This window comes from Streptomyces cyaneochromogenes, assembly GCF_003963535.1.
Classification (GTDB): domain Bacteria; phylum Actinomycetota; class Actinomycetes; order Streptomycetales; family Streptomycetaceae; genus Streptomyces; species Streptomyces shaanxiensis.
The window spans coordinates 8,085,879-8,108,753 of sequence record NZ_CP034539.1; the positions used below are offsets into that span (position 1 = coordinate 8,085,879).

General features: G+C 72.2%; 19 protein-coding genes. 10 read left to right on the plus strand and 9 right to left on the minus strand.

Annotation, left to right across the window (positions count from 1 at the left end; all coding sequences use genetic code 11):
• Positions 1–93: 93 nt before the first annotated feature.
• Positions 94–1,017: a homocysteine S-methyltransferase gene (gene mmuM, locus EJ357_RS36610; RefSeq protein ID WP_126395955.1), complete on the minus strand. Its 924-nt coding sequence runs from the start codon at positions 1,015–1,017 to the stop codon at positions 94–96.
• A gap of 132 nt (positions 1,018–1,149) precedes the next feature.
• Here mmuM and EJ357_RS36615 point away from each other — a divergent pair, with 132 nt between their 5' ends.
• The gene (locus tag EJ357_RS36615) at positions 1,150–2,559 is read left to right on the plus strand and encodes an amino acid permease (RefSeq protein ID WP_126395956.1); all 1,410 of its coding nucleotides are present in this window, start codon (positions 1,150–1,152) and stop codon (positions 2,557–2,559) included.
• A 43-nt stretch (positions 2,560–2,602) separates the two neighbouring features.
• On the opposite strand, the gene EJ357_RS36620 is transcribed toward EJ357_RS36615, so the two are convergent.
• From EJ357_RS36620 to EJ357_RS36630, 3 genes are all read right to left on the minus strand, one after another.
• Positions 2,603–2,854 carry a hypothetical protein gene (locus tag EJ357_RS36620; protein WP_126395957.1) on the minus strand — a complete coding sequence of 84 codons (252 nt, stop codon included), beginning with the start codon at positions 2,852–2,854 and terminating at the stop codon, positions 2,603–2,605.
• 44 nt (positions 2,855–2,898) lie between these two features.
• A complete protein-coding gene (locus tag EJ357_RS36625) occupies positions 2,899–5,025 on the minus strand; it encodes an autotransporter-associated beta strand repeat-containing protein (RefSeq protein ID WP_126395958.1) in 2,127 nt (708 codons plus the stop codon).
• A 67-nt stretch (positions 5,026–5,092) separates the two neighbouring features.
• The gene (locus EJ357_RS36630; RefSeq protein ID WP_126395959.1) at positions 5,093–5,698 is read right to left on the minus strand and encodes a hypothetical protein; all 606 of its coding nucleotides are present in this window, start codon (positions 5,696–5,698) and stop codon (positions 5,093–5,095) included.
• 243 nt (positions 5,699–5,941) lie between these two features.
• Here EJ357_RS36630 and EJ357_RS36635 point away from each other — a divergent pair, with 243 nt between their 5' ends.
• Together EJ357_RS36635 and EJ357_RS36640 are read left to right on the plus strand one after the other, a co-directional pair.
• A complete protein-coding gene (locus EJ357_RS36635) occupies positions 5,942–7,057 on the plus strand; it encodes a glycoside hydrolase family 43 protein (protein ID WP_126395960.1) in 1,116 nt (371 codons plus the stop codon).
• 1 nt (position 7,058) lies between these two features.
• A complete protein-coding gene (locus EJ357_RS36640; protein ID WP_126395961.1) occupies positions 7,059–8,471 on the plus strand; it encodes an RICIN domain-containing protein in 1,413 nt (470 codons plus the stop codon).
• A 19-nt stretch (positions 8,472–8,490) separates the two neighbouring features.
• On the opposite strand, the gene EJ357_RS36645 is transcribed toward EJ357_RS36640, so the two are convergent.
• Positions 8,491–10,158 (minus strand): rhamnogalacturonan lyase B N-terminal domain-containing protein, encoded by a 1,668-nt coding sequence (locus EJ357_RS36645; protein WP_126395962.1) that lies wholly within the window; start codon positions 10,156–10,158, stop codon positions 8,491–8,493.
• A 230-nt stretch (positions 10,159–10,388) separates the two neighbouring features.
• Between EJ357_RS36645 and EJ357_RS36650 the strand changes: the two genes are divergently transcribed.
• The 6 genes from EJ357_RS36650 (at position 10,389) to EJ357_RS36675 (ending at position 17,311) form a co-directional block, all read left to right on the plus strand.
• Positions 10,389–11,441: a rhamnogalacturonan acetylesterase gene (locus EJ357_RS36650; RefSeq protein ID WP_126400495.1), complete on the plus strand. Its 1,053-nt coding sequence runs from the start codon at positions 10,389–10,391 to the stop codon at positions 11,439–11,441.
• Positions 11,442–11,511: 70 nt separating this feature from the next.
• Positions 11,512–13,200, plus strand: coding sequence for a DUF2264 domain-containing protein (locus EJ357_RS36655; RefSeq protein WP_126395963.1), 1,689 nt, complete (start codon positions 11,512–11,514; stop codon positions 13,198–13,200).
• Positions 13,201–13,353: 153 nt separating this feature from the next.
• Entirely contained in the window at positions 13,354–15,453 is a 2,100-nt protein-coding gene (locus tag EJ357_RS36660) for a HEAT repeat domain-containing protein (RefSeq protein WP_228472721.1), read from the plus strand.
• 216 nt (positions 15,454–15,669) lie between these two features.
• Complete coding sequence (locus EJ357_RS36665; protein WP_126395964.1) at positions 15,670–15,930, plus strand: hypothetical protein; 261 nt, start codon at positions 15,670–15,672, stop codon at positions 15,928–15,930.
• 79 nt (positions 15,931–16,009) lie between these two features.
• On the plus strand, positions 16,010–16,792 hold the full coding sequence (locus EJ357_RS36670) for an isocitrate lyase/PEP mutase family protein (protein WP_126395965.1): 783 nt from the start codon (positions 16,010–16,012) through the stop codon (positions 16,790–16,792).
• A 93-nt stretch (positions 16,793–16,885) separates the two neighbouring features.
• The gene (locus tag EJ357_RS36675) at positions 16,886–17,311 is read left to right on the plus strand and encodes an NUDIX hydrolase (protein ID WP_126395966.1); all 426 of its coding nucleotides are present in this window, start codon (positions 16,886–16,888) and stop codon (positions 17,309–17,311) included.
• On the opposite strand, the gene EJ357_RS36680 is transcribed toward EJ357_RS36675, so the two are convergent.
• The 3 genes from EJ357_RS36680 to EJ357_RS36690 all read right to left on the minus strand — a co-directional run bounded on the left by EJ357_RS36680 (position 17,298) and on the right by EJ357_RS36690 (position 20,155).
• A complete protein-coding gene (locus tag EJ357_RS36680; RefSeq protein ID WP_126395967.1) occupies positions 17,298–18,026 on the minus strand; it encodes a hypothetical protein in 729 nt (242 codons plus the stop codon). The genes EJ357_RS36675 and EJ357_RS36680 overlap by 14 nt on opposite strands.
• A gap of 37 nt (positions 18,027–18,063) precedes the next feature.
• Positions 18,064–19,491: a prenyltransferase/squalene oxidase repeat-containing protein gene (locus EJ357_RS36685; RefSeq protein WP_126395968.1), complete on the minus strand. Its 1,428-nt coding sequence runs from the start codon at positions 19,489–19,491 to the stop codon at positions 18,064–18,066.
• An 82-nt stretch (positions 19,492–19,573) separates the two neighbouring features.
• Positions 19,574–20,155, minus strand: a complete 582-nt coding sequence (locus EJ357_RS36690; RefSeq protein WP_126395969.1) for a TetR/AcrR family transcriptional regulator — start codon at positions 20,153–20,155, stop codon at positions 19,574–19,576.
• Positions 20,156–20,324: 169 nt separating this feature from the next.
• Between EJ357_RS36690 and EJ357_RS36695 the strand changes: the two genes are divergently transcribed.
• A complete protein-coding gene (locus tag EJ357_RS36695) occupies positions 20,325–21,260 on the plus strand; it encodes an aminoglycoside phosphotransferase family protein (protein WP_126395970.1) in 936 nt (311 codons plus the stop codon).
• A gap of 70 nt (positions 21,261–21,330) precedes the next feature.
• Here EJ357_RS36695 and EJ357_RS36700 read toward each other — a convergent pair whose 3' ends face one another.
• Positions 21,331–22,872: a hypothetical protein gene (locus EJ357_RS36700; protein WP_126395971.1), complete on the minus strand. Its 1,542-nt coding sequence runs from the start codon at positions 22,870–22,872 to the stop codon at positions 21,331–21,333.
• Between the last annotated feature and the right edge of the window lie 3 nt (positions 22,873–22,875).

The window sequence follows — 22,875 nt, forward strand, 5'->3', positions numbered from 1 at the left end:
GCAGTCGGTGACGGTCTCGGTGAGGTCGATGACGCCGGTCGGCCTCGCGCACCACCGCGCGGGCATCGATCTGATCGGTCCGGTCCCCGGGGACTACCGCGCCTCCGCCAACGTACGCGCGATGGACTCGATCGCCTCCGGCCCCACCCGGCAGCACCCTCCGATCAGCCGTGCCCCGGACTCCCGCCACCCCCGTACCTGCTCGGCGGCGAAGCTGGAGCGTCCGTCCCAGGCGCGGGCCTCGGCGTTCCAGGCCTCGCCGCTGTTGGGATAGACGACGACCGGCTTGCCCGTGACGCGGGCGGCGGTCTCGACGGCGCCCTCGACGTCCTCGGGCGCGCAGCAGTTCACGCCGACCGCGATCACCTCGTCGGCGTCGGCGGCCAGGGCGAACGCCTCCTCCAACGGCTGCCCGGCGCGGGTGCGGTCACCGGCGACGGAGTACGACAGCCAGGCCGGGACGCCGAGCCCGCGCACCGCCCGCAGCAGCGCCCGGGCCTCGTCGGCGTCGGGGACCGTCTCCAGCGCCAGCACGTCGGGACGGGCGCCGGCGAGCACCTCCAGGCGGGGCCGGTGGAAGCGCTCCAGCTCGTCCACGCTCAGCCCGTACCGCCCCCGGTACTCCGAGCCGTCCGCCAGCATCGCCCCGTACGGCCCTACCGACGCGGCCACCCACAGCGGCCGCGTGACGCCCCCGGCCCGCGCCTGCCGCACTGCCGCGCGCGCCAACTCCACGCTCAGCACAAGCAGTTCGGCCGCCCGCTCGGGTCCGATGCCCCGCTTCGCGAACCCCTCGAACGTGGCCTGGTAGCTGGACGTGATCGCCACGTCCGCCCCTGCCTCGAAGTACGCGAGGTGCGCCTGCGTGATCGCCTCGGGCCGCTCCGCGAGCAGCCGCGCCGACCACAGCTCGTCGCTCAGGTCGTGCCCGGCGGACTCGAGCTGGTTGGACATCCCGCCGTCGAGCACGACGGTCCCGGCGGCGAGGGCTTCGGTGAGGGTGATGGTGCTGGTCATGCCGTTGACGGTAGCCCCTCCGGAGCCGGAAACCACGTGGATTGTGTCCACTCCATGAACAGATCGACCACTATGTGGGACACCGGATACGATCACGCTCCCCCCAGCTCACCCCATCCCCCGGGAACCGCCATGACCGCCACCAGCACGCCCGAGGCGACCGAGCCCGAGGCGAACCCGGCCGCCCCACGCCGCCGTTCCTTCGGCCTGGCCGCCGCCACCGCCCTCGTCATGGGCAACATCATCGGCGGAGGCATCTTCGCCCTGCCCGCCGCCGTCGCCCCGTACGGCACGGTCAGCCTGCTCGCCTTCGTCATCCTGTCCATAGCCGCCGTACTGCTCGCCCTGCTCTTCGGCCGGCTGGCCCGGCGCAGCCCGGTCACCGGCGGCCTGTACGTGTACCCGCGCGACGCGTTCGGTGAGTTCGCGGGCTTCCTGTCGGCCTGGTCGTACTGGACGATGTGCTGGGTCAGCATCGCCGCCCTCGCCACCGCCGTCGTGGGGTACGTCGACGTCCTGATCCCCCTGCACGACAGTCACGCCCTCCAGGCGGCCGTCGCCCTCGCCGCGCTGTGGCTGCCGGCCGTCGCGAACTTCGCCGGGACCCGCTGGGTCGGCACGGTCCAAGTGGTCTCCACCGTCCTGAAGTTCGTCCCCCTCCTCCTGGTCGCCACCATCGGCCTGTTCTTCGTCGACGCGGACAACTTCGGCCCGTTCAATGCCTCCGGCGACAGCACCGCCGGCGCGGTCGCCGCCGCGGCCGCCCTGCTCCTCTACAGCTTCCTCGGCGTCGAGTCGGCCGCGGTCAGCGCGGGCGAGGTCGAGAACCCGGAGCGCAACGTCGGCCGCGCGAGCGTGCTCGGCACCCTCGCCTCCGCCCTCGTCTACATCCTCGGCACGGTCGCCGTCTTCGGCCTCGTCCCGCACGACAGGCTGGTCGACTCCGGCGCTCCCTTCGCCGACGCCGTGAACGCGATCACGGGCGGCACCTGGGGCGGCACCGCCATCGCCCTGGTCGCCGTCGCCTCGATCACCGGCTGCCTCAACGGCTGGATCCTGCTGGCCGCGCAGATGCCGTACGCCGCCGCCCGCGACGGCCTCTTCCCGGCGCCGTTCGCGAAGGTCGGCAAGGGCGGTGTGCCCGGCTTCGGCGTCTGGGCGGTGGCCGTCCTCGGCACGGTCCTCATCGCCCTCAACTACACGGCGGGCCCGGACACCACCTTCCGCGTCCTCGTCCTCATCACGACGTTCACCGGCTGCGTCCCGTACCTCCTGTCGGCCGCCGCCCAGCTGTACTGGCTGGCCCGGGGCACCCGTGAACGCGTCCGCCCGGCGGGCCTGGTCCGCGACCTGATCGTCGCCGCCCTCTCCTTCGCCTTCTCCTTCTGGCTGATCGCGGGCGCCGGTTACGCCGCCGTCTACCAGGGCGTGCTGTTCCTCTTCGCGGGCATCCCGGTGTACGTGTGGCTGCGCGGACGGCGGGAGTCGGCCGAGGCGCCCGACGAGACGCCCGTCGACACGTCCGTCAAGCCGTCCGTGTAGGTGGGCGCGGGGTCGGGCCGCCGGGCCGGGCGAGGCGCCGGTGTCACCTCGGCGGCGCGACCCCATCGGCCGCCCGGCCTGCCTGGCGTCCCCGGCGACCCCGGCGGCGGGCGTCACGGATGTGCAGCGCGCACGCGCCGAGGACGAGCGCCGCTCCGACGAGCACACAGGCGCCGCCCACGAGCCACGTCCCGCTGCCCGGCGGCTCGGAGAGCGCCGGGATCCCGAAGGCGGCCACCGGCACCCCGATGCCGACGGCCGCACGACGCGCCTCGCTGCCCGGCCTCCTGCCCATGCCCCCGTCCCTCGCTGCCGAAGAGGTCCTGCCCAGGGCCGACCCTATGCCGAGTGCCGCCCGGCCCGGCGTCGCCCGCGCCCGCGCCCCCACCCCCGCCCGAGCCGCGTCGCCGGTACCGCGAGCCCGACGAGCAGCCCGGCGGCCAGGACGTACGGCCACCAGCCGAGGCCGCTGCTCGCGGCGTTCGCGGTGGAGGCGCCGGGGGAGGTGACCGGGCCGGCCGCCGAGCGGAGGCCGTCGGCGCTGGGGGAGGGGGTCGTGGTGACGGCGGTGAGGACCACGTCGTTGCCGTCGCCGCCCCGGTAGTTGATCCGGTAGGCGGTGTCGCCCAACTGCAGCTTCCCGCCCTCCTTGAGCCCGGTGAAGGCGCCGGTCGTCCTCGCCCGCCCCTGATGGTCGAGGACGGTGATCCTCCGGGCGGGCCCGGTCGCGGTGGCCGCGGTCGCGAGGTCCAGGTCACCGGCCAGCCGGACCGGGCCCGTCACCTTCAACGGCCCGTCGCGCAGGACCAGTTCGCCCTTCGCCGACTGCCTGTAGCCGCCGGAGACGGTGAGGCCGGTCGCGACCACACCCCCGTTGGTCACCGCTCCCTTGACCGTGCCCCTGCCGCTCAGCGACTTCCCCGCGCCCACGCGCAGCCCCGAAGTACCCACGTCCAGCCGGGACTTCGCCGACGAGAGCCGGATGGCCCGGCTCCGGGCGAGCGTCGCGCCGTCGCGCAGGGCGAGGGTGCCCTTCTTGACCGTCGTCGGGCCGGTGTACGTCACCGCGCGGCCCGTCAGGGTCGTCGTCGCGTCCCCCGCCTGGGTGAGCGACCCGCTGCCGCCGATCCGGGACAGGGACAGGGCCTTGCGCGTGTTGTTCAGCACCAGGGAGCCGTTGTTGACGACCTTGTAGCGGCCGCCCCCGGTGTAGAGCCCGCCGTCGCCGCCCGGCCTGCCGCTGCCCAGCCGCAGCACGGCGCCCTTCTCGACCGTCGTCGAGCCGTCGTAGTACTGCACGGCGGCGAACGTGACGTCGTTGCCCTTCGTCCCCTTGATGACGACGTCCCCGGCCCCGGGCGCGGAGAGCGTGTCGTGGAACACGCCGCCGCCGATGGGGGCGCCCAGCGTCACGGGCCCGTTGTAGTCGAACGTCAGCAGCGAGCGGGAGCGGGCCGCCAGCAGGTTGATGTAGACGGTCTCGGCGGTCCCGGGCATGAAGATCTTGTTCGTCGTCCCGTCGCCCCACTGGACGTTCGCGCCCTTGATGTTGGTGCCGCGCTTGTTGACGTTCTTGCGCGCCGGCGTCCAGTTCAGGGAAGGGTCGGAGAGCGAGGGGTCGGTGTCGCCGCCCTGGTTCGACCAGCTGTACTGCCCGGTGAGGATCACCTTGCTGCCGGGCCGGGACTGGACGTTGATGTCACTGCCGTACTCGCGCTGGTAGAAGTCCATGCCCATGGTGACGGTCTGCCCCAGCGGGGTGTCCACGGTGTACGTGCCCTGGTTGAGGACCTTGCGCATGTTCGGCAGCGACGTCGCGAACTCCGGGCGCCCGGCGTTCACCTGCGTGCCGTTGTCGATCACCCCGGAGAAGGAGTGGGTGCCCGACAGGTCCCAGGTGCCCCACAGGAACCTCGGTTGGGTGATCAACCCGGAGCCGCTGATCGTGCCCAGGTTGTAGGCGCTCTTCAGGGAGAGCCGCAGGGTGCCGTCGACCCGGATGTTGTCCTGGTTCAGCCGGAACGCCGGGGTGTCGTAAGGGAAGTGGCCGATCAGGCCGGTCGTGCCGCCGTTGCCGTACTGCAGGGTCGCCCCGCGTTCGACCGTGATCGCGGGCGGGTCCGGGTCGGCCGTGGTGACGTACGGGTGGTTGCCGCCCTGGATCCGGACGTTCTGCCGCTGCCGGGACCTGGTCAGCGTGAAGTCGCTGTCCCTGGTCAGGATCAGGGTCCCGGTGCCGCGCACGGTGAGGGTGCCCTCGCCGCGGAAGACACCGTCGTACGTCGTCGTTCCCGACGGCACGGTGACGACCGTGTCGCCGGTCAGTGTCACGTCCCGGCCCCCGAGTACGTCGGCGGTGACGTCCCGGGGGCCGGCTGCCACCGCGGGGGGAGCGGTGACGGTGAGCGCGGCGACCGCGGCGAGGGCGCCGGCGGCCGCTGCTGTCTTGTGGTTAAGGCTGCGCACACCCTTGGAGACGGTGCGCAGCGACGGCGATAACAGAAAATCGGCGTCCCGAACCGAACCGCTGCTCTCAGGCGCTGCGCGGGAAGACCTCGAACGGGGTGTCGCCGGTCCATGGGAGCTCACCCGCGGGCACACAGTTCTGCTCGCGGACGCGGCCCAGGCCGTCGCAGTGCTCGGCGCTGAACCGGAGGAAGGTGATGACTGTGTGCCGGCCGATGCTGAGCGGCTCGAACGGAGGCGAGGCAGGGATGGAGAACGGCCGCCCGTCCGCTCCGACGAAGCCGGTCCGCAGCACTTCCCTGCCGAATACGAAGGTCCTCTCCTGGGCCGTGCCGCGGTCGAGTACGTACCGGGCGCCCAGGAACTTCGCGTTGAAGTCGTCGATCGGGTCCGGGTCCTGCGGCTGGTAACGGGGTGGGTAGACCTTCCGCTCGTTCTCGCCCGCCGTCTGCCAGCTGGGCCCGACGCGCACCCAGCGCTCACCGGCGAGCGCCTCGCGGCACGGCGGCGGGCCGATGACCCGCTCGGTGATCCCGAGGAGCTGGTTGATGTTGATGCCTTCGAAGACACAGTTGTGATCCGGCGAAGGCTGCGCCTGTGCGGTACCGGCACCGGCCGACATCGTCGCCAGCGCGGCGGACACGAGGGCCGCCAGGAACCGGGCTGGTCTCATCGGGGTTCACCTTTCGGCGTCGTGGTCTGGCAGTGACCCCAGCCGACCACGACCGCAGCGCCCCTGCGCCTTCAGGTGAGCGTTCGAGTGAGGCGCCCGGAAAACGCTTGCCCCTCGTCCCGCCCGACCCGTTGACCTCCTGGTGACACGCCCTTACCTTTCAGCCGTTCGTAATGTCAGATCTTGTTCGATATGCCGAACATTCTCGAACATTCCCCCACCTCCCCCCGAGAGGCAGGACGCATGAGCCGCGATCACGATCTGCCCGAAGTCCTCGGCCGCAGACTGCTGTTGAGGGGCGCCGTAGCCGCCGGCGCCCTGACCGCCGCCTCGGCCGTCCCCGGCGTCGCCCACGCCGCCGTCCCCGCCGCACCCCCGAAGGCGGCCCCCTACGTGAACCCCCTCGTCCAGCAGCGCGCCGACCCCCACATTCACCGCCACACCGACGGGCACTACTACTTCACGGCCACCGCCCCCGAGTACGACCGGATCATCCTGCGCCGCTCCCGCACCCTGAACGGCCTGTCCACGGCCGACGAGTCGGTCATCTGGCGGGCCCGCGAGACCGGCGACATGGGCGCGCACATCTGGGCCCCGGAACTCCACCGCATCGGCGGCAAGTGGTACATCTACTTCGCCGCCGCGCCCGCCGAGGACGTCTGGCGGATCCGCATCTGGGTGCTGGAGAACTCCCACCCCAACCCCTTCAAGGGCACCTGGGTGGAGAAGGGCCAGGTCAAGACGGCCTGGGAGACCTTCTCCCTCGACGCCACCACCTTCACCCACCGTGGCACCCGCTACCTGTGCTGGGCGCAGCACGAGCCCGGGATGGACAACAACACCGCGCTGTTCCTGTCCGAGATGGCGAACCCGTGGACACTGACGGGGCCTCAGATACGGCTGACCACCCCCGAGTACGACTGGGAGTGCATCGGCTACAAGGTGAACGAGGGCCCCTACGCCCTCAAGCGCAACGGCCGGATCTTCCTCACCTACTCGGCCTCCGCCACCGACCACCACTACTGCGTCGGCATGCTGACCGCCGACGCCGACAGCGACCTGATGGATCCGGCCACCTGGTCCAAGTCGCCGACTCCGGTCTTCACCACCAACGACACCACCAAGCAGTACGGCCCCGGCCACAACTGCTTCACCGTCGCCGAGGACGGCCGCACCGACGTCCTCGTCTACCACGCCCGCCAGTACAAGGACATCGTCGGCGACCCACTGAACGACCCCAACCGCCACACCCGCATCCAGAAGCTCGGCTGGAACCCGGACGGCACCCCGAACTTCGGTATACCCGTGGCAGACACGGCGGCGGACACGACCGCCGGGACCGTGAAGGGGAGTGTGTGAGATGAGACGTGCGTACGCGGTTCTGCTCGCCCTCTGTCTGGCCCTGGCCGCCTCCCTGGCCACCGCCGGCCCCGCCCAGGCCGCACCCCGGACCGTCACCAACGGCACGCAGTTCACCGACACCTCGGGCAACCCGGTGCACGCCCACGGCGGCGGTGTCCTCAAGGTCGGCTCGTACTACTACTGGTTCGGCGAGCACCGCAACGCCGACAACACCTTCCGGTACGTGGACGCCTACCGCTCCACCGACTTGAAGAACTGGGAGTTCAGGAACCACGTCCTGACCCAGTCCAGCGACCCGGAGCTCGCCACCGCCAACATCGAGCGCCCGAAGGTCATGTACAACGCCTCCACGGGCAAGTTCGTCATGTGGATGCACAAGGAGAACGGCACCGACTACAGCGAGGCCCGCGCCGCCGTCGCCGTCTCCGACACGGTCGACGGCAACTACACCTGGCAGGGCAGCTTCCGTCCGCTCGGCCAGCACATGTCCCGCGACATCACGGTCTTCGTCGACACCGACGGCACCGGCTACATGATCTCCGCCGCCCGCGAGAACTACGACCTCCAGATCTACCGCCTGACCAGCGACTACACCGGCATCGCCGCCCTCGTGGCCGACCCCTGGCACGCCGGCCACCGCGAGGCCCCGGCGCTGTTCAAGCGGAACGGCGTCTACTTCATGCTGACCTCGGGCGCCACCGGCTGGAACCCCAATCAGCAGCAGTACGCCACCGCCACCAACATCGCCGGCCCCTGGACCGCGATGACGAACATCGGCGACTCCACGACCTACGGCTCGCAGACCGCGTACGTCCTCCCCGTGCAGGGCACGTCGACCACCTCGTACCTCTACCTGGGCGACCGCTGGGGCAACTCCTTCGGCGGCACGGTCAACGACTCCCGCTACGTCTGGCTGCCGCTGACCTTCCCCTCCTCGACCTCGATGTCCATGTCTTGGTCCCCGGAGGTCACCATCGACACGGCGACCGGATCGATCAGCGGGACGAGCGCCACATACAACACGCTCGTCGCCCGGCACAGCGGCAGGTGCGCCGACGTCACCAGTCAGTCGCAGTTCGCGGGCGCCCAGATCAAGCAGTACGACTGCAACAGCGGCAACAACCAGAAGTACTGGTTCAAGTCCGTGGGCAGCGGCTACTACCAGCTGATGACCCGGCACAGCTCCCTGTGCGTCCAGGAGAACGCGAGCACGGTCACCCAGGAGAACTGCAACGCCTCCTCGACCGGCCAGCAGTGGTCCCTCACCGCCACCGGCTCCTACGTGAACGTCGTCTCCCGCGCCACCGGCGAGTGCCTGGACGTGAACGGCGCGTCCACCGCCAACTCCGCCGCGATCATCACCTACACCTGCAACGGAGGAACCAACCAGCAGTGGACGCGCGGAATCTGAGGCTACGTCAGTAGCCGCCTCAGGCGAGCAGGTCGATCGCGTCGATCGCCGTGCCCGCGCTGAGATAGCCGGTCGATCCCGAACCGCTCACCACGTTGATCTTCAGCACGTTGTACTGACTGGTGTCCGTGCGCCAGGCACTCGCCGGGACGCTGTAGGTGAACGTGTGGTTGTTGCCCCGGTAGGACCCGTTGGTCAGGGACCGGGTGCTCGGCTGGGTGGGCGGGGAGGGGATCGCCGACGTCCAGGTGTCGTTGACGACGACCTGCGGCCGGCCGTTGGCGTAGGCCGTCGTCACGCCGATGCGCAGGGTGTGCGCGGCGGCGGCCTGGGCGGCGGTCAGCCGGAAGTACACCAGCAGACCGCTGTTGACGCCCTTCCAGAGGTAGCAGGGGAAGGCCGAGGTCTCGCTGCCGCTGCCGATCACCACGTTGCCGGTCCAGGCGGCGGCCCGGACGTCCGACGGGTGGGCGTACGTCATCAGGTCGGCGTTCTTGAAACCGCTCGGCGTGCCCGTCCAGTCGTTGATCCGCCAGATCGCGCTCGCGCCCGACGGGTCGTTCGTGGAGGGGATCGCGATCGAGTTGAGGGTCGTCGTGCCGCCCGCGGTGACGGTCACCGAGGTGGTGTACACGGCGAGTTCGCTCTTGAAGACGGTGAGCGTGTACGTCCCCGGCAGGATCCCGGTGACGGAGAAGTAGCCGTCCGAGGAGCGGGCCGAACCCCAGTACTGCGCCGCCGAGTTGGCGAGCCCCACGGTGTACGGGTACGCCGTGTTCCGCCCGGTGATCCCGACGCCCGCGACCCGGCCCCGGCCGCTCGCCGGGACGTAGCCCGAGATGCCGAGCGAGTCCGCCCATGAGGTGGTGAGCGTCCCCGGGAACAGCGACGAGGACGGGGCGCCGCCGTCCGTGAGGGCGATGACGTAGGGGCCCTGGAGCCCGAAGCGCTCGTTCTCGGTCTGGTTCTGCGCGTAGTGCAGGATCTCGTACAGACCGCCGCCGTCCGCGCTCTGATGCCGCAGCAGCGAGCGGTAGAAGGGGCCGCCGGAGGCCTTCTCGTGGTTGGAGCGGACGATCCACAGGCCGACGCCGCCGGCACTCCAGCCGACGTAGTCGTAGTCGCTGACCCGCAGCTTCGAGTAGTGCTTGGAGCGGGTCTGGCCGTCGGACTTCGCGAACACGTCCGAGGCCTCGATGGCGGTGGGCGCGTAGGTGTAGGAGTCGGGCTCGTCGTTGAGGAACAGGCCCGCCTTGACGCGCAGGATGAACCGGGTCGACGCGACCGAGGTGTCGGCCCGGTTGGTCCACAGGTAGATGTTGTTCTCGCCGCTGCGGGCCGCGTAGTAGTGCCGCAGCGTGCCGTACGCGACCGAGATCAGGATCGTCGAGCCCGACTGCCTGATGGACACGGTGGATGTGCCGAGGCCGGACTCGATGTGCGAGTTCTTGCCGCCGTAGCCCTGGTACTCCGTGCCGCGGTAGACCAGCGAAGTCAGGTCGCCGTTGGTCTTGCTGACCTTGAAGACGAGGTTGGCGCCGGTGTCGACGACGTAGTTCGAACCGTCGTCGCTCCAGCCGAAGGCCGCGGCGGAGGCCGTGCCGCTCAGGGCGGCCGTGCCTGCCGCGGCCGCGGCGCCGAGCACGAAGGTGCGGCGTCGGACCGGTCTGTTCGCGGATCCGGACATGGGGGTGCCTCCTTCGAGAGGTGTCGAGAGGTGTCGGGTCTCGACGGTTGTGGGGGTGGTGCGGGTGAGAGCGAGAGTGACAGTTGAATCGATTTCGCGAAAGGGCTTTCGATGGCAGGGGATTGGCAATTCTGTGAAATGAGCCCTAGCTCTAGAAAGCGCTTGCAGATCGCGGTACGGTCCACCGCCAGGCCTTGTTCGTCCGTGGAGGATTTCGACGCATGAGACGCATGAGACGTTTCAACCTCGCCGTCCTGACGGCGGTGACGCTGAGCACCGGCCTGCCGGTCCTGTCGGCCGTACCGGCCCAGGCGTACGGCGGGCAGCGCCCCCTCGGCATCGACAACTGCACCGCCACCGCCTGCCACTTCGACGTCCCGCCCGGCACCTACGACGTGCAGGTCCTCCTCGGCGGCGAGGCCGCGTCGAGCACGAGCGTCACCGGCGAGACCCGCCGCGCCCTGCTCCCCGAGACGCCCGCCCCGGCAGGTGGGCGCGTCGCCCGCAGCTTCACCGTGAACGTCCGCACCCCCGAGGGCGAACCCACCGGCCCCGACGGAAGCCCTGGCCTGGACCTTCAACTCGGTGGCGCGGCCCCCGCCCTGGCCGACATCAGGATCACCCCGGCCCGGCACGCCCGCCAGATCTTCCTCGTCGGCGACTCCACGGTCTGCGACCAGCCCGGCGACCCGTACTCCGGCTGGGGCCAGCGGCTCCCGCGGTACCTCCGCAAGGGCGTGTCCGTCGCCAACTACGCGGATTCCGGGGAGAGTACCGTCACCTATCTGGGGAACCCGCGGCTGTGGGCCACCGTCCAGCCGCAGATCCACCCCGGCGACCTGGTCCTGATCCAGCTCGCCCACAACGACAAGACGACCGACGAGGCGACCTACCGCGCCAACCTCGAAACCCTGGTGGCGGGCGTCCGGGAGAAGGGCGGCCGGCCGGTCCTCGTCACCCCGGTCGTGCGCCGCTGGTTCAACGCCGACGGCACGCTGAACAACAACACGGCTCTCCTCGTGAACGGCCTGGGCGTGGACCACCCCGCCGTCCTCCGCTCGGTCGCCGCCGCCCACGACGTCCCCCTGATCGACCTCACGGCGAAGACCAAGGCGCTGGTGGAGTCCCTGGGCGTCGAGGCCTCCAAGGCCCTGTACCTCTACGACGAGAAGCGGGACAACACCCACACCTCGGTGCACGGAGCCACGGTGTACGCGGGCCTGGTCCGTGACGAACTCGCGGCCCTGCGTCTGGTGCCGCAGGGCACGGTGCGGGTGGGATGAGCCCCTGGGGCGTCCTGACCGGAACCGGGGCGCCCCAGGCCTGACCTTCACGAAGCCGGAAAGAGAACCGATGGACCTGCCCCGGGACGACCGCACCCTCAGCCCGCACACCGGCTACACCCGAGCCCACTGGGAGGCGGCCGCCGACGCCCTGCTCGCCGCGGTGGAGCCGTACGCCACCGAGGGCCGCGCCCTCTACCACTTCCCCGGCGACCACGGGAGCTGGTCCGGGCGTCTCTCCGACGGCCTGGAGGGATACGCCCGTACGCTCCTCCTGGCGGCCTTCCGCCGCGACGAGACAGCCCTTCAGCGGTACGCGGACGGACTCGCGGCCGGCGTCTCGGGCGTCTGGCCCCGGATCGAGGACCGCGGCCAGCCCCTGGTCGAGGCGGCGTCGATCGCGCTCGCGCTGCGGCTGACCCGGCCGCTGCTGTGGGACCGCCTGGACGACCGGGTGCGGCAGCGCGCGGCGGACTGGCTCGGCGACGCCCTGACCGCCGAGGCCTGGCCCTGCAACTGGGAGTTGTTCCCGGTGACGGTGGGCGGCTTCCTGGCGGAGATCGGACACGAGACCGAGGAGTCCCGCAAGGCGATCGACCGGGGCCTGGAGCGCATCGAGGACTGGTACGTCGGCGGCGGCTGGTACACGGACGGCGACGGCCGCAAGTACGACTACTACAACGGCTGGGCGATGCACCTCTACCCGGTGCTGCACGCCTGGCTGGCGCAGGACGAACGGCTCCTGGACCTGTACGGCGGCCGGCTCTCCCGCCACCTGGAGGACTACGCCCGCCTGTTCGGCGGCGACGGCGCCCCCATGCACCAGGGCCGCTCCCTGACCTACCGTTTCGCGACCACCGCCCCCCTGTGGCTCGGTGCCCTGACGGGACGTACGCCGCTCGCTCCGGGCGAGACGAGGCGGCTGGCCTCCGGCGCCCTGAAGTACTTCCTGGAGCGGGGCGCGGTGAACGCCGACGGACTCCTCACCCTCGGCTGGCACGGCCCCGACGAGGCGGTCCTGCAAGGCTATTCGGGCCCGGCGTCCCCGTACTGGGCGAGCAAGGGCTTCCTCGGCCTGCTCCTGCCGGCGGACCACGAGGTCTGGACGGCCGCCGAGGAGCCCGCCCCGGCCGAGCGTACGGACGCGGTCACCGCGATCGCCGCCCCCAACTGGCTTCTGCAGTCCACGAGTTCGGACGGCGTCGTCCGCCTCCACAACCACGGCAGCGAGGACGTCCGCTACGACCCGTACTACACCCGCCTCGCCTACTCGACGCTGACGCGGCCCGCACCGGCGTACGACAACAGCGTGATCCTCGGCCACGACCCGAGCCGTACGGACATCGTGCCGCTGGGCGTTGGGGAGGGCTGGGCGGCGTCGCGGCACTCGGCGGGCGGCGGCGCCCGGGTGACCAGCCTCGTGCTCGCGCAGGGGGCCGTGGAGGTGCGGGCGCACCTGGTGGCGGGGGCCGAGGCGGGGACGCCGGTGAGGATCACCGGCTGGGCCTGCCGGGACGGTGTGCGCGCGGAGATCCGGCCGGTCGCGGGCCTGGCCAACGACCTCACCGGCGCCACCGGCGACGGCCCGACCCTCTTCGTCGCCCTCGCCCGCCTCACGGCCGAACCGGACCCCGCACCGCTGGGCGGCCTGGTGACCGTACGCGTGGACGACGAAGGCACGATCCACGTCCGCTGGAGCGACGGGCGGGAGATCCGCGCACGCCTGGCGGACGGCGACGGTGTCAGCGTGCGAGCCTGAGCCGCCGCGGGAGTCCGCTGCCGACGGCCGCACCCATCACGCCGAACGGCAGCAGGCCCCAGGCGGGGACGAGGACGAGGACCCAAACACGGCGTCGGTGACGTTCGCGCACAGGGGGTAGAGGTTCTCGCCTCCAGCAGGGTGCCCGTCACCGTGCTCCACACCGTCGTCCGCACGCCCGCCCGGCAGGACCGGCACACCGCGGCGGCGACCGCCGAGCCCAGAATGGGGCAGGGGAGGATGGGGATCATGGGGATCGTGGGTGGGAGAGACGGGGCCGCTGAACTGCTGGAGCGGGCCGGGCTGTTGATCGTGGGGGACCCGCAGGCGGAGGAGGTGTTGCCGACGCCTTTCGCCCGGCGTCTTGTCGTCGGGCCGGATGCCGAGCCGACCGTGACCGTCGCGGCGGACCGGACCGGCCTTGTCGCGGAGGTCAACGCCCAGTGGCACCGGCTGGCGTCCGAGGCGGGGATTCTCGGCGCGGACGGGGTGTTCCTCATCCACGTCGAATGCGTCGGCACGTGCAGGTGCGCCAGGCGCTGGTTCAGGGTTCGGCTCGGCGACGGCTGGGATCTGGCCGGAGTGCTGGGGGAGCGGCCCGGGCAGCCGGAGTTCGTCACGCTGTCGCCGGCCGGGGACGCCTTGGTGGGGGCCACGACGCAGGAGCACGAGGTCCGGCTCGTCGCCGTCGACCGGCTCCGCGAGCGGCGGGAGGAGGCGGCGCGGGCGGCGGCCGAGGAGACCCCCCAGGAGCGGGCGGCCGCCTGGGAGTCGCTGTTCGAGGAGCCGGAGCCCACGCAGGAGTTGCTGAACGCGTGGGCCTGCGGACTCTCGCTCAACGCGGCCACCCCGGCGGACCTGCGCCCCCAGCTGCTGGAGAGATCCCCCTACGCCGTGTACAGCGCCATGCCGACGGAGGTCGTGGACGCGCTGCTGGCCCACCCGGACTGGAAACTGCGGTCGCAGGCGGCCGAGGTCCAGCCGAACATCACCCCCGAGCAGTGGTCCCGTGTGATCCTCGGCGAGCGGGACGAGCGGCGCCGGTGGATCCTCACCCTGCTGGCCGCGGACCGCTGGGCCGAACTCGACGAGAACACCTGCCGCCGGCTCGCCGCCGATCCTTCCCCGCGTGTCCGCTCCGAGACCGCCCGCCTCAAGGGCCTGCCCGCCTCCCTGGCGGTCGAACTCGCCAACGACTCCGACGGCGGAGTCCGGTACGCGGCCTGCGACGTGGCATGGCCGCATCTCGACGCCCCGGCACGGGAGGCGCTGCTGACCGACGCCCAGGGCAGGGTGCGCGCGGCGGCCAGGCTGCTGCACCACCGGGAGCACCCGATGCCCCGCTCGGTGTACGACGCCCTGGACGTCAAGACCCCCGCACTGGAGGCCTGCCGCCTGGAACGCGACCTCGCCGAGCACCTGGCACACCACGGCGAGCACGCCGAGCGCCGCGCCCTCGCCGGAAACCCCCGCCTCGACGCGGACCTGGTCGCCGTCCTCGGCGACGATCCCGATGCCGCCGTCCGCTTCGAGGTGTCGACGCGTGCCGACCTCACCGAGGACCAACGCGCGGGCATCCGCATCGACTTCGACCCCGGCATTCACTACTACCCGCTCGACTGGATCGTCGACCTCCACCACGACCACGACGCCATGCGCCGCCTGGCCGCCTCCTCGCACCCCCTCGTCCGCCGCAGCGTGGCCCGCGCCCGGCGCCTCCCGCCGGACGTCGTCGAGCGCCTCGCCCAGGACGAGGACCGCGTCGTCCAGCTCTTCCTCGCCGAGTCCTGCGACGACGCGCCCGCCGAGATGCTCATGCGGGTGTGGCAGTGGTGGACCGGCAGCCTGAGCACCCCCGACCGCCCGCGCGGCCACCCGAACTTCCCCCGTCAGGACCTCCTGCGCTACGCCGACGACCCGAACCCGCGTATGCGCACACTGGCCCTCGACGACCCGGAGTCGACACCCGAACTGGTGGAGCGGCTCAGCCGGGATCCGAGCGAGGAGGTGCGCTACCGGGCCGCCAGGGACCCCCGCCTGTCGGCGGTGGCCGCAGCACGGTTGCTGGAGGACCCGCGCGACGACGTCCGGCAGGCCGCCGCCCTGCATCCCCGGCTGCCGGTGCGGATCCTGACCGACCTGCTGCGGGGCGCCGGCAACGCGGAGACCGCCGCCCGCAATCCGGCGCTGCCCGTCGAGGTCGTGCGCCGGATGGTGGAGCGGATCAGCGGTCCCGCGACGGAAGGCGGGTGATCGCGGCGAAGGTCGCCAGGGCCGCCAGGGTCCAGGCCACGTGGACGCCGTACTCGCCCCACAGCGAATCGGAGGCGGCGGGTACGAGGACGTGGGCGAGCCGGTCGACGACCCATCCGACCGCCGGCGCCGCCGCGAAGGCCGGCCAGCGGTGCGGTACGCCCTTAGGGGCACCGGCTGCGCCGGGTGACGTGGCGTCCCCCGGGGCAGCCAGCCGTGCCGGGACTGGGACCTCAGGGCTTCAGGCGGGCGTTCGCCGAACTGCGTTCCTTCGTCGCCGAGCCGGCGCGCGACGGCATGGTCGCCTCGGACGGCACCGTGACCGATCCGGGCGCGGTCGTGGCCGCCGTCAACTCCCGGCCGGGCCGCTTCCAGGCGCTCACCAGGGCCCTCGCCGGCGGCGCCAGGGACGCCGTTCTGTCCGCGGTGCAGGGCGGAGTCGCCGCCCTGGTCACGGCCCTGGTCCGGCCGATGTGATCGATGTGCCGGTCCGGTCGATGTGACCGAGCCGCACACTTCGGCGAGCACCGAAGCGACCCGGCTCTAGCGTGCCGGGATGACCGACAAACCCTTCACCTCCCTGCACCGCACAGGCCGGCCCCTCCTGCTCCCCACCGCCTGGGACCACGCCTCCGCTTCCGCCTTCGCCGAACAGGGCTTCCCGGCGATCGGCACGACGAGCCTCGGTGTCGCCGCGGCCGCCGGTCTGCCCGACGGGACGTCGGCCACCCGTGTGGAGACGCTCCGCCTCGCCCTCACCCTCGGCTCCGAGCCCTACCTGCTCTCCGTCGACGCCGAGGACGGGTACAGCGAGGATCCCGCCGCAGTGGGGGAGTTCGCCCGGGAGCTCGCGGCCGTCGGCGCCGTCGGCATCAATCTCGAGGACCGGATGGGTTCCGCCGCCCTGCATGCCGCGAAGATCGCGGCCGTCAAGTCGGCCGTACCGGACCTCTTCGTCAACGCCCGCACGGACACGTACTGGCTGGGCGACGGTGACCGTGCGCAGACCACGGCCCGGCTCGACTCCTACCGACGGGCCGGTGCCGACGGAGCGTTCGTCCCCGGACTGACCGACCCCGGGGAGATCGCCGCCCTGGTCAAGAGCCTCGACGTGCCCCTCAACATCCTCTACTCGCCGGGCGGGCCCACCGTCCCGCACCTCGCCGACCTCGGCGTGCGCCGCGTCAGCCTCGGATCGCTGCCGTACCGGCGGGCACTCGGCGCGGCCCTGGAAGCGGTCGCGGAGATCCGGGCGGGCCGCACACCGCGGGGCGCCACACCGACGTACCAGGAGGTCGACGCACTCAGCCGCCGGGAGACCGCCCACGGCGCGACCTGACTCACAGCGGCGGATCGCGCGTTCCTGTTACCGTTGACACTTTCCCGGGTATCAGACCCTTTGGACTCATCACCGGCGAGGGACCGAGGAACCATGACCATGGACATCCCCGGCGACAGGCGACTGGCGGCCGCCGTCGTGATGGACGACAAGCAGCGGGTGCTTCTGGTGCGCCGCAGCGAGAAGGAGCGGTTCCTGCCGCGCGTGTGGGGCGTTCCCTGCGGGAAGCTGGAGCCCGGTGAGAGTCCCGAGGACGGCGCGCTGCGGGAGTTGAAGGAAGAGACCGGACTGCTCGGCGAGGTCGTCCGCAAGGTCGGCGAGTCGTCCTTCCTCAGTGACTACCGAGGGCACGAGATCAAGAACTGGCAGGAGAACTTCCTGGTCCGGCCCTTGTCCACGGCGATCACCCTGCCCGAGCCCGACCAGGACTGCGTCTGGCTGGCCCCGGCCGAGCTGACCGCGGTCGACATCGACGACTACAACCTCGACATCGTCCGGCAGGCCTTCACACAGCCCTGAGCCGCTCCGCCAGTTCACGCAACGCGTCGAGATAGTCCGGCACCTCCAGCGGGACCTTCGCCACCGCACCCGGATGCGGTCCCGCCGCCGTGAACACATCGGTGTGCGGCCGCCGTTCGGCGCCGGTCTCCAGGAAGAGCGTGACCGTCGGCGCGTCCGTGTCGCACCAGGCCCGGTGCAGGGTGTGCGCGGGCAGCGCGTACGAACTGCCCGCCGCGTACTGCCCCACATGCGTCAGCCGCAGTCGCGCCGGACCGGCCGGCCTCAGCACCCAGTCCGCGGACCGCTCCGCCAGCGACTCCTCGTAGCGGGCCGCCGCGATACCGTCGGCCTCGTCGCGGACCTCGTACAACTCCATCGCCAGCCGCCCCTGGACGACGTAGGACGCCAGCGGTGAACGGTGGTTGTGGATGTCCTCCTCGCCGATCGCGCCCGTGCCCGGATGCCACACGTGCGCCCGCAGCATGTGGCGCGGGCCGCCGTCGATCAGCAGCAGCTTGTCGAAGCCGAGGACATGACGGTACGACAGCCGAGCGCAGCCCACCGGATCGCCCTCGCCGGACGCGAGTTCGGCGACCAGTTCCCACAGCCGGTCGGGGGAGCCGAGTTCGGTGACGACCGAGCGTGCGGCGGCCGCCAGCTCGTGCTCGGGCAGTTCAGCGTCCAGCGCCCCGGCCAGCCGCCGTCGCGCCGCCAGGACCTGCCGACCGCCCATGCACTCATCCTCCAACAGCCGCTCTTCACCCTTGAGTTCAGCCACCCGGCTGATACATCCATACGGCATGCGCGCGCAGCGCCGACAGCCCCTGATAGGTCATCCACATGGGCCGCCGCAGCTCGGTGCCGGCGCCCAGCCCCCAGTACCAGGTGCCGTCCGCCTGCCCCGCCCACACCGCGGCGAGGGCCCCGTCCAGCCGTACCCGCCACTCGTCCTCCAGCCCGTCGCCGCGGGCGATCTCCAGGGCGCCGGGGGAGAGCAGGGCGCGGACCAGCCAGGACGCGGTGAAGTGCCGTACGTTCAGCACCTCGTGGCGGGAGGGGTCGTCGGTGCGGGGCCGGCGTACCTCCTCGTGCAGGTTCTCCAGGTCGGGGCAGGTGTCGTGCGGTGCGTCCGGGCAGGACAGCAGCCAGCGGACGCCGTCCTCGCGGGCGGTCCTGGCGCGGGCGGCGCGGGCGTCGCCGTCCTCGCCCAGGACCCGGGCGGCCCGGTCGAGGGCGACGACGGCCTGGGCGGTGTGCAGCGGGGACGGTCTGCCGTACGGCGGCTGCAGCCGGTAGCCCCAGCAGCGCAGGTGCTCGCGGCGCGGGTCGCTGATCGCGCCGTCCGCGAGGGCCTCGCGCAGCACGGGCAGGCTCTCGGAGCGGGGCGCGGCGCGCAGCAGCCCGCGCAGCACCGTCGTCACCACATGGGTCGACTCCCTTCCCGCGCGGTCGAGTTGGCGCGTGAAGCCGCTCGTGCAGTGGTCCACCTCCGCCGCCAGCCGCTCGGCGGACGTGCCCGCCCGGGCCAGCGCGCCCAGCACCAGAGCGGTGACCTCCGGACGCGCCTCGGACCCCTGCGACCGCGCCGACCAGCCACCGTCCGGCAGCCGCAGCCGCCACAGCGTGTCCACCAGGTCGCCGGTGCTCAGCCGCCCGTCCGGCACGCCCAGGTCGAGCATGATGTGCAGGCCGTACGCGGTGCCGACGGGGGTGGGCCGGGACGGCGAGTCCTCGCCGAGGGAGTGCGGCCAGCCGGTGAGCCGCCCGCTCTCGGGGTCGTCGACCACGGACACCTGGTCGACGAGGGTTTCGTAGGCGGAGGCGAAGACCTTCGGGAGCGGGCCGGGCGCCCCCGGCGCCATCGCGGCGGTCCCCACGGCGGTGGCCCGTGCGGGATCCGCCGCCGCTGCCGTCCTGGCCCGCAGCAGCGCCGCCGCCAGCCACGCCGCGACGGAGGTGCCGACTCCGCTGATCCCGGCGATCACATACCGGGCTGCCGAACCCTCGATGGAGCCGGGCAGCACACTGAACAGGAACTGGAACACGCCGTACCCGGCGGCCAGACAGCCGAGACCGCCGAGCCAGCCGACGAAGCGCGCCGGGGGTGAGTCGTCCGCGGGTTCCTCGTCGGGAGCGGGAGGGGTGGGGCCGGGCTGACGGGACCTCAAGGGGCCGCGTCCGAGCTGCTGTTGGGACAAGACACGCTCCCTCCCCCGTGGCGGCGGCGTGTGACCTCCGCGAAGCCTCCAGTCTAAGTGGTCAGGGTGACAACTGGGGCGGTCACCGGCCGCGCCCGTTCCGCGGCCAGTTCACAAGTGCCACGTGCAGGGCGTCGACCGCGCGGTCCCAGGACTCCCGTACGTCCCGTGGCGCGCCGAAGGCGCCGGCGGACTCCAGTGCGCAGTAGCCGTGGAAGGTGCTGCGCAGCAGGCGGACGGCGTCGGTGAGGTCGGGTTCCTCCAGGTCGTAGGCGCGGAGCATGCCGTAGGTGATCTCGGCGGTGCGGCGCATCGCGGGGGAGTCGGCGACCAGGGCCTGGTCGACCCGGATCTGGGTCGCCGCATAGCGGCCCGGGTGCCGCAGGGCGTACTCCCGGTACGCGTCCGCGAAGGCGGCGAGCGCGTCCTTGCCGGCGCGTCCGGCGACGGCGGCGGCGATCCGGTCGATCATCTCGCCACCGGCCAGCAGGGCGACCCGGGCCCGCAGGTCCCGCAGATTCCTGACGTGCGAGTACAGGCTCGCGTCCTTCACCCCGAAGTGCCGGGCCAGCGCGGAGAGGCTGACGTTCTCGAACCCCACCTCGTCGGCGAGCTCGGCGGCGGCCGCGGTGAGACGGTCGGCGGTGAGTCCTGCGCGGGCCATGGGGTTGGCTGACCTCCGGATACGAACGTGGCCTAAAAGCTCTAGGGAACATCCTAGGTAGGTCAGCGGTCCGCGAGGAACGCCTCCAAGGCGGACTGACGGAAGGGCCGAGGGGTTGACTGGCCGAACGGCCCACGGCTGGTCGATCGGCCGACTACCGTTGCCCCGCATGACCCACACCGAGATCGAGATGACCGAGGAGCTGATCCGGGACCTGCTGCACGACCAGCACCCCGACCTCGCCGAACGCCCCGTCCGACTCGGCGCGCGGGGCTGGGACAACCAGTTGTGGCGGCTCGGCGACGACCTCGCCGTCCGGCTGCCCTGGGCGACGCAGGGCGCCGACGAGCTGTTGCGCAAGGAGCACGCATGGCTGCCCGGCCTCGCCCCGAGCCTGCCGTTGCCGGTCCCGGTCCCGCAGCGCCTCGGCGAGCCATCCGAGCGGTTTCCGCGGCCCTGGATCGTCACCACCTGGGTACCGGGCTCGCCCGCCGACCGCGACCCCGTCACGCGCGGCGCCGAGGCGGCCGACACCCTGGCCGCCTTCCTGACGGCTCTTCACCGGCCCGCCCCGGACGGGGCGCCCGCGGGCCGTGACCGCGGCGGGGCCCTGGCCGACCACACCGAGGGGTTCGCCAGGCAGCTCGCCTCGGCCGTCGAGATGGGGCTGGTCCCCGACCCGGACGCCGTCCGTGCGGTCTGGGAGGACGCCGTCGCCGCGCCCCGCTGGACGGGCCCGGCCGTATGGCTCCACGCCGACCTGCATCCGGCCAACGTCCTCACCGCGGACGGCACCATCGGCGGGGTGATCGACTTCGGCGACCTGTGCGCGGGTGATCCCGCCTGCGACCTCGCCGCCGCCTGGATCCTGCTGCCGGAGGGCGCCGAGGACCGTTTCCACGCCGCCTACCGGCCCACCCCCGACGCCGCGACCCTGCGCCGCGCCCGCGGCTGGGCGGTGGGGCGCGCTCTCAGCGGCCTGCTCATCGGAGAGGCGGGTGTCCGGGGCCGCCCCGGAGGCAAGCCCAGCTGGGGCCCGCCGGCCCGGGAGTCCTTGCGGCGCCTCACCGGAGCGTCCCCCAGGAGCCCGGCTGCACGTAGTTGATGCGGGTCAGCTTCAGCTCGACCAACGGCTGCTGCTGTGCGTCTGTCAGGCGGCGCGGACCGGACCGTACTCAGCAGCGCCTGCCCTCCGCCCGCACCAGCGCCACGTCCTCCGCCCGTACGCGCAGGGCGTGGCGGGTGGTGTCCTCGCCGCGGGCGGGGGCCGGGTCCCAGAGCCATACGGTGTCGCCGCTCGCCTGGAAGGAGAGCACCGGATGCCCGGTCGGGACGGGGCCGTTGATGACGGGTGTCTTGTCGCCCACGGGCTCGACGCAGACGAGTTCGGGCCGGATGCCGAAGTAGGCCGGGGGACGCCGGCCCTCGGCGGCCGCGTTCATCGTCCGGTCGGCCGCCTTGTCCAGGTCGTCCAACGAGATCTGCACGACCGTCAGGACCGCGACGATCCCCGCGAGCACCAGCATCAGCCGGAAGAACCCGCTGACGGGCGCCTGCACATTGAAGTGCCGCGCCCAGCCGGCCAGCGCCACGAGCACCAGGACGAACGCCACGGCCACGGCCAGCGGCCGGAACGCCACCGCGTACTGCCAGTAGAAGCCCACGTGCACCGCGCCGGCCGGAACGCCGAACAACTCCTCCAGGTACACGGCGTGCAGGAACGCCCCGACCCACGGCATGACGAACGGCAGCGGCGCGGCCAGCACGGGCAGGAACCACTGCACGTTGCGGCTGAACCAGGAGGCGCTCAGTGCGTACCACAGCCCGAACAGCGTCAGCCCGATGCCCAGGACCATGCCCAGCCCGGTCAGCAACCCGGACAGGTCCGTGTCCGCGGAGCGCCCCCACATCCAGCCGACGAACGTCATGGCGCCCGTCAGAATCACGCCGCAGCCCAGCCGGACGAGCTTCGGAGGCGGTGCGTTCGAGGTCATCCACGCGCCCACCGGCCAGCAGATGGCGGCGGGGACCAGCACCGCGGCCAGCCGCCACGGGGAGGCGAGGGCGCCGAGCACGACGCCGCTCGCGACGCAGACCAGCACGGTCGCGCAGACCACCGCGATCAACCCCGCGTCGCGATGCGGAGCGGCCGATCCGGTCCCGGTCCGGGGTCCCATGGCCCGGCGTATGTCGTGCGTGTCGGGGTCGAACGGCGGCCCGCCGATGTTGCGTGCCGCCAACTCCGCGAGCGCGCGGTCCCGTTGCTCGTCGGAGTGCTCCCCGCGCAGGTGCAGGGTGTGCCGTACGTCCAGCCCGCCGACGGCGATCCAGTGCTCGGCCAGCCGCCGCAGGACCGGGCCCGCGTCCTGCGGCGCCTTGCGGTGCACGTGGTAAGTGGTCTGCCACTCGGCCGGCTTGGGCGGGATGAGCTTGCTCTCGCGCACCCACAGGTCGAGCTTGCGCCGCCCGGCGAGCGACGTGAGCCGTTCGACGGCCGTCGGCCGAGCGGTCCAGCGGGAGCCGTGCACGGGGATCTCGACGACGAGCGCGGCGTACCCGTCGTCGACGGTCACCGAGTCACCGTTGCGCGCGGGCCGTACACCCCACCCCTGGGCGGCCAACACACCGGTGGCCAGCTCCAGTTCGTCCTGGTCGTCACGGACCTCGACGACCAGGCGCACCCTGCGGTTGTACGGTCCCTGTGGCTCCGGTGTCACCGG

Excerpts from the sequence above, each read along its gene's own strand:
- mmuM (WP_126395955.1), bottom strand. The coding sequence starts at position 1,017 with ATGACCAGCACCATCACCCTCACCGAAGCCCTCGCCGCCGGGACCGTC.
- EJ357_RS36615 (WP_126395956.1), top strand. The coding sequence starts at position 1,150 with ATGACCGCCACCAGCACGCCCGAGGCGACCGAGCCCGAGGCGAACCCG.
- EJ357_RS36620 (WP_126395957.1), bottom strand. The coding sequence starts at position 2,854 with ATGGGCAGGAGGCCGGGCAGCGAGGCGCGTCGTGCGGCCGTCGGCATC.
- EJ357_RS36630 (WP_126395959.1), bottom strand. The coding sequence starts at position 5,698 with ATGAGACCAGCCCGGTTCCTGGCGGCCCTCGTGTCCGCCGCGCTGGCG.
- EJ357_RS36635 (WP_126395960.1), top strand. The coding sequence starts at position 5,942 with ATGAGCCGCGATCACGATCTGCCCGAAGTCCTCGGCCGCAGACTGCTG.
- EJ357_RS36640 (WP_126395961.1), top strand. The coding sequence starts at position 7,059 with ATGAGACGTGCGTACGCGGTTCTGCTCGCCCTCTGTCTGGCCCTGGCC.
- EJ357_RS36645 (WP_126395962.1), bottom strand. The coding sequence starts at position 10,158 with ATGTCCGGATCCGCGAACAGACCGGTCCGACGCCGCACCTTCGTGCTC.
- EJ357_RS36650 (WP_126400495.1), top strand. The coding sequence starts at position 10,389 with ATGAGACGTTTCAACCTCGCCGTCCTGACGGCGGTGACGCTGAGCACC.
- EJ357_RS36655 (WP_126395963.1), top strand. The coding sequence starts at position 11,512 with ATGGACCTGCCCCGGGACGACCGCACCCTCAGCCCGCACACCGGCTAC.
- EJ357_RS36670 (WP_126395965.1), top strand. The coding sequence starts at position 16,010 with ATGACCGACAAACCCTTCACCTCCCTGCACCGCACAGGCCGGCCCCTC.
- EJ357_RS36675 (WP_126395966.1), top strand. The coding sequence starts at position 16,886 with ATGACCATGGACATCCCCGGCGACAGGCGACTGGCGGCCGCCGTCGTG.
- EJ357_RS36680 (WP_126395967.1), bottom strand. The coding sequence starts at position 18,026 with ATGGGCGGTCGGCAGGTCCTGGCGGCGCGACGGCGGCTGGCCGGGGCG.
- EJ357_RS36690 (WP_126395969.1), bottom strand. The coding sequence starts at position 20,155 with ATGGCCCGCGCAGGACTCACCGCCGACCGTCTCACCGCGGCCGCCGCC.
- EJ357_RS36695 (WP_126395970.1), top strand. The coding sequence starts at position 20,325 with ATGACCCACACCGAGATCGAGATGACCGAGGAGCTGATCCGGGACCTG.